Here is a 14,500-nt window from a genome sequence, read left to right on the forward strand (position 1 = left end):
TCGGGTGAGCCGTCAGACGAACCCGAATATCCCGGCCAGCGACCGCGAGCGACCGGGGGCTTTCGAAACTCACGCCTCCGCGAAGTCGGTGATTCTCTGGGAACTACTCCCGCCGAGAAGCCGTGTAGTCACACGTCGTTCGTCCCGTAGTCGTAGACGACACCCTTATCCCGCCCAACCGACCAAATACCACGTAATGAGTACCGAGACGCCGGACGCCACCGAGACCGAGGCGTTCGAGCGAGTCTGCGAGGACCTCGTCGAGCGCATCCTCGACGGCGACGTGGAGCGCGACGAGTTGGAGAGCGTAAAGCTCGAAGTCTGCTCGGAACACTCCTCGCCGAAGGTCCCCAAGAACTCGGAACTGCTCGACTACGCGCCCGAGGAGCGCCGCGAGGACCTGCAGGAGGTCCTCCAGAACAAGCCCGTCCGGACCGCCTCGGGCGTCTCGCCGGTCGCCATCATGACCAGCCCGCACCAGTGCCCACACGGCAAGTGCCTCTACTGTCCGGGCGGTCCCGGGTCGGAGTTCTCCTCCTCGCAGAGCTACACCGGCCACGAACCCGCCGCCGCGCGCGGCGTGCAGAACGACTACGACCCCTACGGGCAGGTCACGCTCCGCCTCGAACAACTGCGCGAAATCGGCCACCCCGTGGACAAGGTCGAACTCATCCTGATGGGCGGGACGATGACCGCGCGTTCCCACGACTATCAGGAGTGGTTCGTCAAGCGCGCGCTGGAGGCCATGAACGACTACGACACCGACAAGTCGCCCGAACCCGCCGAGGGCGAGAGCTTCGCGCAGGACCCCGCGGACGTGGACTTCCGCTACCTCGAAGACGTCATCGCCGAGAACGAGACGAACGACATCCGGAACATCGGGACCACCTTCGAGACCAAGCCCGACTGGTGTGACCCCGAGCAGATAGACCGGATGCTCGACCTCGGCGGCACGAAGGTCGAGGTGGGCGTCCAGACGACCTACGAGCGCATCAACCGCGAGATGCACCGCGGCCACGGCGTGCAGGCCTCCATCGACGCCAACCGCCGCCTGCGCGACGCCGCGTTCAAGGTCGGCTTCCACATGATGCCCGGCCAACCCGGGATGAGCCAAGAGATGTGTCTGGAGGACTTCCGCCGCCTGTTCGAGGACGAGAAGTGGAAGCCCGACTACCTCAAAATCTACCCGACGCTCGTGGTCCGGGGCACCGCGACCTACGACTGGTGGCACCGCGACGAGTACGAACCGCTCCAGAACGAGGAGGCCGCCGAACTCGTCGCCGAAATCAAGTCGATGATTCCGAAGTACACCCGCCTCCAGCGCGTCCAACGGGACATCCCCGCCGACTTCATCGACGCCGGGGTCTGGAAGTCGAACCTCCGCCAACTCGCCCGCCAGAAGATGGAGGACCACGGCTGGACCTGCGACTGCATCCGGTGTCGCGAAGTCGGGATGAACGACGAGGACCCCGAGAACGTCGAGTTAGACGTGACGACCTACGAGGCCGCCGGGGGAACCGAACACTTCATCAGCTACGAGGACCCCGACAAGGACCTCCTGATAGGGTTCTGTCGCCTCCGCGAACCCGGGAACCCGGTCCGGCGCGAACTCGAGAACGCCGCGCTCGTCCGCGAACTCCACGTCTACGGCCCGATGGTCGAAGTCGGCGACCGGAGCCACGACTGGCAGCACAAGGGGTACGGCAAGAAGCTCCTCCGGAAGGCCGAGGAGATGGCCGGAGACGCGGGCTACGACAAGGTCAGCGTCATCTCCGGTATCGGCGCGCGGGAGTACTACCGGGAGAAACTCGGCTACCATCAGGACGGCCCGTACGTCTCGAAGCGCCTCTGAACGCCCGACCGACGAGTAGGTCGGTCGGCCGAACTGCGAGTATCGGCGACTTTATACGTCTACTGTGTCGTAATCGGTCATACCCGTGAGTGAGAGATGAGCAACGCACCCCCCGCAGACGAGACCGAGGACATCCTCGAACGACTGTTCCGTAGCGGTCGCACGAACGCCGTCCTCTCGTGGTTTCTGGTCGGCGTGCTCGCGCTGGTGTTCGTCGAGAGCGTGCTGGACTTCGACCTCCTGTGGATGGCGTTCGTCGCCGCCGCGGGCGTCCTCGTCCTCGTTCCGCCGGTCGCGTACCGCGACTGGCGCGTGATGCTCCCGTGGGAGTTGCTCGCGCTGGCGCTCCTGCCGATTCTCGTCCGCGGACTGTTCGGTGGCGAACTCAGCCTGTTCGCGTACTACCTCTCGGTCGCCGGACTCGCGCTGGTCCTGACCGTGGAACTCCACATGTTCACGAGGCTGAGCGTGACCCACTGGTTCGCGGTCGTGTTCGTCGTCATGACCACGATGGGGTCGGTCGCGGCGTGGGCCATCGTCCGGTGGAACTTCGACCGGACGTTCGGCACCTCGTACCTCTCGTCGAACGACGCGCTGATGACCGAGTTCGTCTGGGTGACGGCGGCCGGGTTCGCGGCGGGCGTCTTGTTCGACGCGTACTTCAGGCGGCGCGACCGCCAACTCTGGCGGGCCATCAACTGGGTGATTCGCCGATGATGCTGTTACCGCGCCCCTCGACGGTGAACCAGCGACGAATCACGCGAGCCATGCAGGTCGTGTTGCTCGCCATCGTCGTCTACGGCGTCACCGCCGGTCAACCGAAGGCCATCGTCAACGGGAGCATCGCGCTCCTGATAACGACGCTCCCCGCGGTCCTCGAACGAAACTACGAGATTCCGCTGGACCCGTGGCTCGGGTTGTGGATTACGACCGCCGTCTTCCTCCACACGCTCGGGTCGGCCGGACTGTACGCACAGATAGGCTGGTGGGACCACCTCACCCACGCGTTCTCGGCGTCGCTGGCCGCGGCGGCCGGGTACATCACCGCCCGGTCGCTCGACCTCCACAGCGACGACATCACCATCCCGGCCCGGTTCGCGTTCGTCTACATCCTCGTGGTCGTGCTCTCGTTCGGCGTCGTCTGGGAACTGTTCGAGTTCGCGCTGGACGTGGCGGCCGACGAGACCGGTCTCACGATGCCGCTGGCCCAGCACGGACTCGACGACACCATCCGAGACCTGATGTACAACTCGCTGGGTGCGCTGATGGTCGCGTTCTTCGGGCAGGTCCACCTCACCGGCGTCGCCGAGACGATACGAGAGCAGTTGTTCGCGCCGGAGTAGCCCTCTCGCGGAACGGAGCGTGACGGCGCGCTCCCCGCCACTGTTCATTTACTCGCGGACGCGGTAGCGGACGCATGGAACTCACGCTACTCGGGTCGGGCGGCGACTCCCAGACGCCGATGCCGACCTGCGACTGCCGAGTCTGCGAACCCGCCCGCGAAGAGGGCCTGCCCCACGCCAGATACGGGAACTCCACGCTCGTCCGCGACGCCGACGCCCTCGTGGACGCGCCCGAGTCCATCTGGGCGATGCTCAACCGCGAGCGAGTGATGGACCTCGACTACATCTTCGTCTCGCACCACCACGTGGACCACGTCGGCGGCCTGCGCGTCGTGCAGGCCATCGGGCGAGCGGACTTCCCCCTCGAAGACTGGGACAACGAGGACCCCGTGACCGTGGTGATGAGCGAGACGACGTACGACCGCGTCGCCGAGTCGCTCGACATCGAGTCCCAGTACGACGACAGGGGCTACGCCGAGTTCGAATTTCTGGCCGACGGCGAGACGATGGCGCTCGGCGGCGGCGTCGAGGTGACGGGAATCGGGGCACCGCTCGACCCCGACGGGCCGACGGACGCCGCGATGAGCTACTGCTTCGAGTCGGGCGACGAGCGCGTCCTGATTTCGCCGGACGAGACGACGTTCCTCGACCTCTCGAAGGTCCCCGACGACCTCGACCTGTGGGTCAGGGAGTGTGGTATGTTCCGCGAGACGGGCGACGGCGACCCCATCATGACCGAGGAACTGTGGGCCGAGGAGCGCGAGAGCCAGACCACCTTCGACCAGACGCTCGAACAGGTCCGGGCCGTCGAACCCGACCACACCGTCCTGACCGAAATCGAGGAGATATACCGCCGCCGCCCCGACGAGTACGCCGAACTCGCCGCCCGGTACGAGGACCTCGGCGTCGAGTTCGGCCGCGACGGGATGGCGATAGAGGTCTGAGTTCCGGGGCGAGCGGACGAACGCGAGACGGTACGAGAGGGAGTAACGATAGGCCTTTCCGCCACAACGAGCAATCTCGAAGCATGGATCAGAAGCGGGAACTGTCGAGCATCGACCTCGCCGCCGTCGTCGCGGAACTCGGCGCGTACGAGGGCGCGAAACTCGACAAGGCTTACCTCTACGACGACGACCTCTTGCGACTCAAGATGCGGGACTTCGACCGCGGTCGGGTCGAACTCCTCGTGGAAGTCGGCGACCTGAAGCGCGCCCACGTCTCGACGCCCGAGAACGTCCCCGACGCACCCGGCCGACCGCCGAACTTCGCCATGATGCTCCGGAATCGGCTGTCGGGCGCGGACTTCGCTGGCGTCGAGCAGTACGGCTTCGACCGCATCCTCCAGTTCCACTTCGAGCGCGGCGACGAGGACACCACCATCGTGGCCGAACTGTTCGGACAGGGGAACGTCGCGGTACTGGACGAGAACAACGAGGTCGTGGACAGCCTCGACACCGTACGTCTCAAGTCCCGGACGGTCGCGCCCGGGAGCCAGTACGAGTTCCCGGACGAGCGCGTCAACCCCCTCGAAGTCGATTACGAGACGCTGGCGGCCCACATGGAGGAGTCCGACACCGACCTCGTGCGCACGCTCGCAACCCAACTCAACTTCGGCGGTCTCTACGCCGAGGAGGTCTGCACCCGCGCGGGCGTCGAGAAGGCCACCGACATCGACGAGGCCGACGAGGACGACTACGAGGCCATCTACGACGCCATCCAGCGCCTCGCCGACCCGGTCCGGACCGGGGAGTTCGAACCCCGCGTCTACCGCGAGGACGACCGCCTCGTGGACGTGACGCCGTTCGCGCTCGAAGAGTACGCCGACCTCGACTCGGAGGCGTTCGACACCTTCAACGATGCGGTGGACTTCTACTTCACGAACGTCGACTACGAGGGCGAGGACGCCGCCGACCAGAGCGTCGGCGACCAGCGCCCCGACTTCGAGGCCGAAATCGAGAAACAGCAGCGCATCATCGAACAGCAAGAGCAGGCCATCGAGGGGTTCGAGGAGCAGGCCGAGGCCGAACGCCAGAAGGCCGAACTCCTCTACGGCCACTACGGACTCGCCGACGAGATTCTGACCACGGTCCGGAACGCGCTGGACGAGGGCACCTCGTGGGAGGAGATAGAGGCCCGGTTCGAGGAGGGGGCCGAACAGGGCATCGACGCCGCCGAGGCCGTCCGGAGCGTGAACCCCGAGGAGGGGATGGTGACGGTCGAAATCGACGAGACGAACGTCCCGCTCGACGCCTCGATGGGCGTCGAGAAGAACGCCGACCGACTCTACACCGAGGCCAAGCGCATCGAGGAGAAGAAAGAGGGCGCGATGACCGCCATCGAAGACACCCGCGAGGACCTCGAAGCGGCCAAACGCCGCAAGGAGGAGTGGGAGGCCGACAGCGGGGAGGCAGACGACGCCGAGGACGACGAGGAGGACGCCGAGGACGTGGACTGGCTCTCCCGACCCTCGATTCCGATTCGCAAGCAAGAGCAGTGGTACGAGCGATTCCGGTGGTTCCGGACCAGCGACGACTTCCTCGTCATCGGCGGCCGCAACGCCGACCAGAACGAGGAGTTGGTCCAGAAGTACCTCGACGGCAACGACCTGTTCTTCCACGCGCAGGCCCACGGCGGTCCCGTGACGATTCTGAAGACCTCCGACCCGAGCGAACCCTCCCGCGACGTGGACGTTCCCGACCGGAGCAAGCAGGAGGCCGCCCAGTTCGCGGTGTCGTACTCGTCGGTCTGGAAGGACAGTCGGTTCACCGGAGACGCCTACGTGGTGACGCCCGACCAAGTGAGCAAGACGCCCGAGAGCGGCGAGTACCTCGAAAAAGGCGGGTTCGCCATCCGGGGCGACCGCACCTACTTCCGCGACGTGGCGGTGGGGGTCGCGGTCGGCATCGCCTGCGAACCCCACACTCGGGTTCTGGGTGGGCCGCCCTCCGCCATCGTCCCGCAGGTCGAGACCCACGTCGAGGTCGAACCCGGCCGGTACGCCCAGAACGACATCGCCAAGCGCATCTACCGGGAGTTCCGCGAGCGATTCGACGACACCTCGTTCGTCCGGAAGGTGGCGAGTCCCGACCTGATTCAGGAGTTCCTGCCGCCGGGCGGAAGTCGGATGCAAGAGGAGTAGACGCGGCCGGAGACCGATTTCGGAGTCTACCTCCCGTCGCCGCCGAACGTAAATCGACCGGCGTTCTGCGTGCTACTGACTCCCCACGAGAACTCGCCGGACTCGGAGACGGTTCCGGAGAGGAAGACCCCGTATTCACGGTCGTACCGCTCTCCTAGCAGAAATGTCCGCCGTCGCGCTATGTCTCGCCACGCAACAACTAAGCCGATAGCGCACGTTTACTGCGTAAGCAAGTTCTACTGAAGCGCCTGCCCCGGAGACGACTGTGTTCGAAACAGCACTCAGATACCCCGTAGACGGCGACGATAGAATCGAGACGATAGTTATCGGTGGGCTACTCACCCTGTTCTCGTGGCTCCTGATTCCGGCGGTGTTCGTCGCTGGCTACCTCCAGCGCGTCCTCGCCCGGACGACCGCGGACGACCCCGTGCCGTCGTTCGACGAGTGGGGCGACCTGTTCGGGGAGGGCCTGAAGGCCGTCGCCGTCACGCTAGCCTACTTCGCGATTCCGGCGGTGTTGCTGGCCGCGGTGCTCGCCAGTTTGCTCGTCTTCTCGGTCGAGACGACGACGGTCGTCGAGACGGGGACGACCGCGGCCGAACCGGCCGGGCCCGACGGAGCGAACAACCTCGGCGTGGTGGTCGTTCTCGCCGGATTCGCGCTGGCCGTCGTCGCGTCGCTGGCCGCTTCTTACGCCCTGCCCGCGGCGCTCGCCCGACTCGCCGCCGAGGGTCGCCTCGGCGCGGCGTTCGAGTTCCGTAGGCTCGCGGGCGTCCTCACCGACCGGTCGTACGCCATCGGCTGGCTGGTCGCGTTCGTCGTCCTCGCGGTCGGCGGTGCGCTCGTCGGCGGACTCGCGTCGATACCCTTCGTCGGGTGGGCGCTGGTCCCGTTCGCGAGCTTCTACCTGAACGTCGTCGCGTTCGCGCTCTACGGGCAGGGCTACCGCGACGCGACCCGGACCGACCGCCGCGAACCCGCGGACGGCGACCGGCGCACGTCGGCGTGAACTCGGTCGCGACGCCGAGTAGCCAGACCTAACTTTTCGCGTCAGAATGCTCCGGTATGCTCCGCGAGGCACTGACCTACCCGGTCCGCGGCGAAGACGCCGAGCGACGACTCCTCGTCGGCGCGATTCTGGCCGTCGCCACCGGACTGCTCGCTCGACTCGGCGTCCTCGCGGTGTTCGCGCTCCTCCCCGCCGTCGTGCTGGCCGGATACGCCCTGTCCGTCGTCCGGACCACTGCGGAGTCGCCCGGCGGCACGGCCGCCGTCCAAGGCGCGCCGCCAGCGTTCGCCGATTTCCGGGCGCTCGCGGCCGACGGCGCGCGCGCGCTCGCCGTCGGGGTCGGCTACCTGCTCGTCCCCGCGGCCGCGCTCGCGGTCACGGTCGGGGGCGCTATCGGGGGTGCGAGCGCGGCCGGGCGACCGGAGTCGCTCGGCCCGACGGTCTTCGTCTTCGGTGCCGGGACGGTCGTCCTCTTCTTGTCGCTCGCGTTCGCGTACCTCCTGCCCGCGGCGCTGACCGGCGTCGCTCGGACCCGGCGACTCTCGGGGGCGCTCGACCGCGGTCGCCTGCGCGCGAGCGCTGGGGACGCCGGGTACTTCGTCGCATGGGTCGCGGCCCTGCTGGTCGGCGGCGCGGCCGTCGTCCTGCTCGGGTCGGTCGCGGCGCTCGGCCGCCTCGGCGAGGTTGTCGCGCTCGCAGGGAGTTTCTACGCGCTGGTCGCGGTCGCGCGCCTGTTCGGTCGGGCCATCTCGGGCTAAAATTTATCCAGTCACCGCTCGTCGGTGGACGCATCCGTGGATTCACTTCGCTATCCCCTCTCCGGCGAATCGTCGGCGCGGACCGTCGCCGTCGGCGCGATGCTGAGTTCGCTCGGGTTGCTGATTCTGCCCGCGGTAGTCGTGACCGGGTACTACGGCCGCGTCCTCGTCCGGAGTTCTCGGGGAGCGGACGCACCGGGGTTCGAGGACTTCGGCGACCTGTTCGCGGACGGTCTCCGGACGTGGCTGACGCTGGGCGCGTTCGCGGTCGTCGCCGCCGGACTGTTCGTCGGGTTCGGCGCGGTGGCGCTCGCGCTGGGCGCGGCGAAGACCGAACTCGGCGCTGGTGTGGGTGCGCTGGTGCTTGCGATACTCGTCCTGCCGATACTCAGCCTGTTCGCGTCCCCGGCGTGTTACTTCGCGCCCGCCGCGCTGACCCGCGTCTCGCGCGAGCAGTCGGTTGCGGCGGCGTTCGACCTCCGTGCGGTGTGGGCGGTCGTCTTCGACCGTCGGTACTTCGGGGCGTGGCTCGCGGGGTGCGGACTGCTCGCGGTCGGGTCGGTCGGGTACGGGGGACTCCTGTCCGTCGATTTCGGGGTTCCGCTGGCCAGTCACGTTCTCGGTGCCGCGGTCAACTTCTACTGCGGGACGGTAGCGTTCCACTGCTTCGGTCGGGGCTACGCGGCCGCGACCGGCGACGAGGCGGGTAGCGAGGACGCGGTAGCCGACGAGGACGGGATGAATAGCGGAGACGCGGTTGTTAGCGGGGATGCGGTTGCTGGCGAAGACGCAGTAGCCGAAGTCAACGACGGGGAGCGCGCGCTCGACCGGGATGCGCCACGCGCCGACTCGACCGGAAGAGACGTTCTGCGCGCCGATTCGACCGACTCCGATACCGCCGACCGGCCCGACGAGTGGGGCGCGGACGCCGAGCGCTGGCGGGAGAACCGCCGCGCCGAGCGCGAGTAGCGTGTCTCCGACCGCAGGTCACTTATCGAACGGCCGACCACGTTGGAGTATGAGAGTGACGAACCGCCAGCGCGTCGAGGGCGGCCGCAAGCGCATCACGCTCGTTCCCGAGAGCCTCGACGACCTCTGGCACCTCACCTACGTCCTCGAACCCGGCGACCTCGTGGCCGCCGACACGACCCGGCGCATCCAGCGCAACGACGACCAGATGCGCGACACGGGCGGCGAGCGCGAACACATGCGCGTCACGCTCGAAGTCGAGGACTCGGAGTTCCACAAGTTCGCCAACCGCCTGCGAGTCAGCGGCGTCATCGAGAGCGCCTCCCGCGAGGACCAACTCGGCCAGCACCACACCGTCAACGTCGAGGAGAACAAGGAGATAACCGTCGAGAAGGTCTGGAAGGCCGACCAACTCGAACGACTCGAAGAGGCCGAGGAGGCCACCGACAACCCCGACGTGGCCATCGTCACCGTCGAGGAGGGGAAGGCCCACATCCACACCGTCGCCCAGTACGGCACCGAGGAGCGCGCCGAGTTCACCGGGACCACGGGGAAGGGCGAGTACGCCCGCGGCCGGGACGAACTGTTCGCGGAACTGACGAGCGCGCTCTCCCGCCTCGACGTGGACGCCATCATCCTCGCCGGGCCGGGGTTCACCAAGCAGGACGCGCTCGACTACGTCGAGGAGGAGGCCCCCGACCTGACCGAGAAGATAACCACCGTGGACACCAGCGCGGTCGGCGACCGGGGCGTCCACGAGGTGCTGAAGCGCGGCGCGGTCGAGGAGGTCCAGAAGGACACCCGCATCGCGGAAGAAGCCGAACTCATCGACGAACTCACCAAGCGCATCGGCGAGGGCGCGAAGGTCGCCTACGGGGCCGAGCAGGTCCAGAAGGCCGCGGACTTCGGAGCCATCGAACACCTCCTGCTGCTGGACGAACGCCTGCGCGAGGAGCGGGGGCAGGAGGGCGAGTGGCCCTTCGACGTGAACGAACTCATCACGACCGTCGAGCGGAAAGGCGGCGACGTGACGGTGTTCTCCAACGAGTTCGCGCCCGGCGACCAACTCTCCGGGTTCGGCGGCATCGCCGCGCTCCTGCGCTACCGACTGGAATAATTTCGCGGAACGAGAGACGGGGGTTGGTTCGCTTCTCGGAGTTCGACTTCCCTCGGCGCGCGCTGGCGAGGTCGTCGTGAGGCCTGCGGTTGCTGTCCTCAGAGGTATCGGCAGTAGCTAGCTACTACTTCACTCGAACAGAGCTAGCTACTGCCGATACATAGGAGAAACGCACAGCACCGCCTCGAACCTCCCCAACCTCCTCGCTCACTTCGCTCGCTCGTCCACCGTCAGAGCAAGCTCTGACGAGCCTTCGGTCGCTACGCTCCCGAAGACCTCGCGCGCGTTGCTCGCGCGCGCCAGACAGCAAAAGAATACTCTCGACAGTTCTGAAACTCCGCTGACTCAGTCCTCGACCAAGTTCGAGACCATCCCGCGCACGCACTCCATCTCGTCCTCGTTGATGCCGTGACCCATCCCCTCGTAGATGCGCTCCTCCACGTCACCGCCGAGGTCCTCCAGCACGTCCCGGGTCTCGTGGACTCGTTCCAGCGGAATATGGGGGTCGCTGTCGCTACAACCGAGGAACACAGGCGTCCCGTCTATACTTCCGTCGTAGTCGCGCGGAGTCCCGTCCGGACCGATGACGCCGCCGCTGAGCGCGGCGAGTCCGCCGTACTCGCGGGCGTTGCGGGCGACGAACTCGCTGGAGAGGCAGGCCCCCTGCGAGAAGCCGACGAACATCGTCCGGTCGGCCGCAATTCCGGCGTCTGTGACACGTTCGCGCAGGTCGCCGAGCAGGTCGAGCGCCGACGAGAGACTAGGTTCGTTCTGGTCGATGGGCGCGAGGAAGGAGTTGGGGTACCACGTCCGGCCGTTGGCCTGCGGCGCGAGGTACGCGACGCCCTCGGCGTCGAACTCCGAGGCCATCTCTATCATGCCCTGCGCGGTCGCGCCCCGGCCGTGGACGAACAGGACCGCGGCGTCGGCCGATTCGAGGGCCGCGCCGGCGGTCGCGACCGACTGTCCGGCGTGGGGGTCGGAGTCGCCCGCGTGGGGGTTGCGAGCCGCCATTATCTGGCCTCCGGCGGTTCGGCGAACTCGCTCCCCGGAATCGCCTCGTCCACGGCGAAGCCCGGTCCCTCGGTGCAGATGCTCGTGGCGTGGTCGGCGTTCACCAGCGGTGGTGCGTCGGTGTTGGCGTCGGTCATACTGAGTAGGGCTAGCCGAGGCACGGCCTTGAGCCTTGCCGGACGGAGAGGTAAGCAGGTGACACACCTGTCACCGAACGGTTCGCGCGCCGAGACTCCGGTATCGGTGGCTACCCACGGGGAACTCCGCGGTGGGACTACAGCCCCAGAATGTCCCGGGCCTCGTCGGGCGTGGCCGGTTCGCGGCCGAGCGTCTCGGCGAGTCCGGCGGTCCGCGCGACCAACTGGGCGTTGCTCTCGGCGAGTTCGTCCGGCCCGTAGTAGACGTTGTCTTCGAGTCCGACCCGGACGTGGCCGCCGAGCAGGATTCCCATCGTCGTGAGCGGGAGCTGGTGGCGACCGAACCCGAGCGTGTTGAACAGCGCGCCCTCGGGCAGGTTGTCGGTAGCGTTCAGCAGGTTCCGGGGCGACGGCGGCGAGGTGGTACCGCCGCCGAAGATGAGCGTCGCGTAGACCGGGTCCGCGAGGTCGCGCCGCTCTAACAGCCCGTGGACCTCGTTGAGGTGGCCGTCGTTGAACACCTCCAGTTCGGGCTTGATGCCGCGCTCGACCATCTCGTCGTAGAGCGAGTCCACCATCCCGCGGGTGTTCTCGCTGGTGAGGTGGCGGTACCGGTTCAGCGGTCCCATGTCGAGGCTGGCCATCTCCGGGGCGGGGTCGGTCCGGAGCGACTGGCGGCGCGCTTCGAGGGGCGCGCCCGTCCCGCCCGTCGAGTGCTGGACGACGAGGTTCGTGCGCGAGCGGACCTCCTCGGTGACGGCCTGAAACCGGTCGCGGTCGAACGAGCGCTCGCCGCTGTCTCGTCGGGCGTGGAGGTGGACCACGGCCGCGCCCGCCGCCTCGCACTCGGCGGCGGCCTTCCCTATCTCCGCGGGCGTCTCGGGCAGGTTCGGGTTGGCCTCCTTGCCGTGGACGCCGCCGGTGAGCGCGGCGGTGACGATGACCTTCTCGCCGTCGAGGTAGTCGTCGTACGCCATCCTCAGTCGCCTCCCGCGCCCTCGCCCTCGACTCCCTCGGGCAGGCCCTCCGCCTCGCGGTAGATTTCGCAGTCGGTCTCGTGGTCGAGGCCGTATCGGTCGTTGCAGACGTCGGCCCGCATCGCCTGCACGAACTCCTCGGCGGCGGCGCAGTAGGCCCGCGACTCCGCCTCGCTGGCCCCCGAGAGCGCTCGGTACTCCAGATACGGACACCGGTCGGTCATGGCCGACCCGACGACGCGTCGGCGTAAAACAGTTCGGCGCGCGGCCGGAATCGCCGGGAGTCGCCCGCTGGCGCGACTAACGGTCGGGTCAGGTCCAGAACGGTAGACGCTGTGAGGCCTAGTTCAAAAACGTCGAGACTGCAGAGAACGGAACTTACGCGGTCTGTCGGACGCCGAGTTCTTCGAGTAGTGTCGCCGCGGCGGCGCGCGACGACGCCGGACCGCGGGCCGTGACGAGGTCGCCGTCCACGGTGACGCTGGCGTCGGCGTCGAGTTCCGCGTCCCAGTTGCCCCCCGCGGCCTTCACTTCGTCTTCGACCCAATAGGGGAGTTTCCGACCGTCGGCCATCACGTCGTTGTCGTCCACGATGTCCTCCTCGAACGCGTTGGGGAACCCGGTCACGTCGCGACCGTCCGCGATGAACTCGCCGTCGGCGTTCCGAGCGAACCCGAGAATTCCGACCGCGTGACAGACGACCAGCGCCTTGCCGTCGTCGCCTTCGACCGCGTCGGACAGCAGGTTCCGCGCGTGGACGTCCTGATTCACGTCCCACATCGTTCCGTGTCCGCCGGGGAACACGACGACCTCGTGGTCGTCGGCGCTCGCCGCCGCCAGCGGAATCGGGTCGTTCAGTCGCTCGTCGTTCTCGTGGGCCTCTCGAACCCGCTCGGCCGTCTCCTCGGCGACGAGCGGGTTGTCGGTATCGACCGACGTCTCGTCGAGGACCGGCTTCGAACCGCTGGGCGTGGCGACGGTAACGTCGAAGCCCTCCTCGTCGAGCGTCCGAAGCGGTTCGACGCACTCCTCGCCCCAGTACCCTTCCTCGGTAACGACAAACAGTGCTGATGTCACGGTCGTTCGTTGGGTCGCCGCGTGATTAAGTGGAGAGGAAGGCCGCGGTTTTGCCTGTTCCGAGCAACATTACTCGGCGTTCGGTCCGACTGTGGGCTTCGAAATCGCCAACTATGGGTTTCGATATCCGCCGGTAGTATCGAACGAACCCGATGTTGTTGTCCAAAACGCACAACTCTACTGTCTCGTTCTACAACTCGACAGTTCGTAAATCATCTGCGACGCGGTCTCCTCCGGACGATGTCGAACCTACAGTTCGACGGTCCGGAGATCGTCTACAATGCAGTTGATTTACGGATGTGTCTCGTTCTACAACTCGACAGTCCGCAAATCATCTGCAAACCGCACGTCGCCGTCGTAAACCGCCTCGATGGACTTCAGCATCTCCTTGTGGCGGCCCTCCGTGTGCGGGTAGAGGTGAGTCAGGAACACGCGGCCGATATCGGTCTCCGAGGCCGCCAGCGCCTCGCCCAACTGGGTCGGCGTCGGGTGGTTGTCCACGTCTACGTCGTCCGGGAACGAGCAGTCGTGGGCCAGTACGTCGCATCCGTCGGCGAAGTTGGCGAGGCCGGTGAACGCCTCGCTGTCGCCGCTGTAGGTGAACGAGTCGCCGAACCGGTACGCCAGACAGGGCAGCGAGTGGCGGGTCTCGTACCCCTCCACGTCGAACCCGGCGACCTCGAACTCGTGGGCACCGACCTCGCGTATCTGGAGGTCCACGCGACCCTTGAGGTAGTCGTGAACGTCGAGCAGGTCGTCCATCAGCGACTTCGTGCCCGAGGGGCCGACGACTTCGAGGTGTTCCTCGCCCGCGAGCCATCGCGCTTTGAGCAGGGGGAGGAGGTCGGCGACGTGGTCGAGGTGGTGGTGGGTCAGGAGGACCGTCGAGACGTTCTCGTAGCCCACGCCCGACTGCTGGAGGCGGTGGAGGACGCCGCTCCCGCAGTCCACGAGGAGGCGTCGGTCCGCCTCCTCGTCCTCGACGACGAGGCCGGTCTGATACCGCTCGCCGGTCGGCATCGCGCTTCCGGTGCCCAGAAACGTGACCTGCATGTTCGATTCGCGGGGCCGAACGCTGTTAATGGCTTTGGGTACCGACTCCGTTCCG

Annotated in this window: 15 protein-coding genes; 9 read left to right on the top strand and 6 right to left on the bottom strand. The window is 67.1% G+C overall.

What is annotated here, in order from left to right; translation table 11 throughout:
• Positions 1–196: 196 nt before the first annotated feature.
• The 9 genes from NGM06_RS03295 (at position 197) to NGM06_RS03335 (ending at position 10,187) form a co-directional block, all read left to right on the top strand.
• Positions 197–1,852 (top strand): tRNA uridine(34) 5-carboxymethylaminomethyl modification radical SAM/GNAT enzyme Elp3, encoded by a 1,656-nt coding sequence (locus NGM06_RS03295; protein WP_254268928.1) that lies wholly within the window; start codon positions 197–199, stop codon positions 1,850–1,852.
• Between the two features lie 96 nt (positions 1,853–1,948).
• Complete coding sequence (locus NGM06_RS03300; RefSeq protein ID WP_254268929.1) at positions 1,949–2,569, top strand: hypothetical protein; 621 nt, start codon at positions 1,949–1,951, stop codon at positions 2,567–2,569.
• Complete coding sequence (locus tag NGM06_RS03305) at positions 2,566–3,195, top strand: DUF2238 domain-containing protein (protein ID WP_368410461.1); 630 nt, start codon at positions 2,566–2,568, stop codon at positions 3,193–3,195. Before NGM06_RS03300 ends, NGM06_RS03305 begins: the two co-directional genes overlap by 4 nt.
• 74 nt (positions 3,196–3,269) lie before the next feature.
• Positions 3,270–4,139, top strand: coding sequence for an MBL fold metallo-hydrolase (locus NGM06_RS03310; RefSeq protein WP_254268930.1), 870 nt, complete (start codon positions 3,270–3,272; stop codon positions 4,137–4,139).
• A gap of 83 nt (positions 4,140–4,222) precedes the next feature.
• On the top strand, positions 4,223–6,334 hold the full coding sequence (rqcH, locus tag NGM06_RS03315; protein WP_254268931.1) for a ribosome rescue protein RqcH: 2,112 nt from the start codon (positions 4,223–4,225) through the stop codon (positions 6,332–6,334).
• A 265-nt stretch (positions 6,335–6,599) separates the two neighbouring features.
• Positions 6,600–7,343, top strand: coding sequence for a DUF4013 domain-containing protein (locus tag NGM06_RS03320; protein WP_254268932.1), 744 nt, complete (start codon positions 6,600–6,602; stop codon positions 7,341–7,343).
• A 56-nt stretch (positions 7,344–7,399) separates the two neighbouring features.
• Positions 7,400–8,101, top strand: coding sequence for a DUF4013 domain-containing protein (locus NGM06_RS03325; protein WP_254268933.1), 702 nt, complete (start codon positions 7,400–7,402; stop codon positions 8,099–8,101).
• 36 nt (positions 8,102–8,137) lie between these two features.
• Complete coding sequence (locus tag NGM06_RS03330; RefSeq protein WP_254268934.1) at positions 8,138–9,070, top strand: DUF4013 domain-containing protein; 933 nt, start codon at positions 8,138–8,140, stop codon at positions 9,068–9,070.
• Positions 9,071–9,119: 49 nt separating this feature from the next.
• Complete coding sequence (locus NGM06_RS03335; RefSeq protein ID WP_254268935.1) at positions 9,120–10,187, top strand: mRNA surveillance protein pelota; 1,068 nt, start codon at positions 9,120–9,122, stop codon at positions 10,185–10,187.
• Between the two features lie 345 nt (positions 10,188–10,532).
• Here NGM06_RS03335 and NGM06_RS03340 read toward each other — a convergent pair whose 3' ends face one another.
• From NGM06_RS03340 to NGM06_RS03365, 6 genes are all read right to left on the bottom strand, one after another.
• Positions 10,533–11,201 (bottom strand): alpha/beta hydrolase, encoded by a 669-nt coding sequence (locus NGM06_RS03340; RefSeq protein ID WP_254268936.1) that lies wholly within the window; start codon positions 11,199–11,201, stop codon positions 10,533–10,535.
• The gene (locus NGM06_RS03345) at positions 11,201–11,338 is read right to left on the bottom strand and encodes a hypothetical protein (RefSeq protein WP_254268937.1); all 138 of its coding nucleotides are present in this window, start codon (positions 11,336–11,338) and stop codon (positions 11,201–11,203) included. Before NGM06_RS03345 ends, NGM06_RS03340 begins: the two co-directional genes overlap by 1 nt.
• 137 nt (positions 11,339–11,475) lie before the next feature.
• A complete protein-coding gene (locus NGM06_RS03350) occupies positions 11,476–12,315 on the bottom strand; it encodes a beta-keto acid cleavage family enzyme (RefSeq protein WP_254268938.1) in 840 nt (279 codons plus the stop codon).
• A 2-nt stretch (positions 12,316–12,317) separates the two neighbouring features.
• Positions 12,318–12,539 (bottom strand): hypothetical protein, encoded by a 222-nt coding sequence (locus NGM06_RS03355; RefSeq protein ID WP_254268939.1) that lies wholly within the window; start codon positions 12,537–12,539, stop codon positions 12,318–12,320.
• A gap of 154 nt (positions 12,540–12,693) precedes the next feature.
• Positions 12,694–13,392: a type 1 glutamine amidotransferase domain-containing protein gene (locus tag NGM06_RS03360; RefSeq protein ID WP_254268940.1), complete on the bottom strand. Its 699-nt coding sequence runs from the start codon at positions 13,390–13,392 to the stop codon at positions 12,694–12,696.
• A 309-nt stretch (positions 13,393–13,701) separates the two neighbouring features.
• Positions 13,702–14,445 (bottom strand): MBL fold metallo-hydrolase, encoded by a 744-nt coding sequence (locus tag NGM06_RS03365; protein WP_254268941.1) that lies wholly within the window; start codon positions 14,443–14,445, stop codon positions 13,702–13,704.
• Positions 14,446–14,500 lie beyond the last annotated feature (55 nt).

The organism is Halorussus aquaticus, from assembly GCF_024218795.1.
In the GTDB taxonomy this organism is placed as follows: Archaea; Halobacteriota; Halobacteria; order Halobacteriales; family Haladaptataceae; genus Halorussus; species Halorussus aquaticus.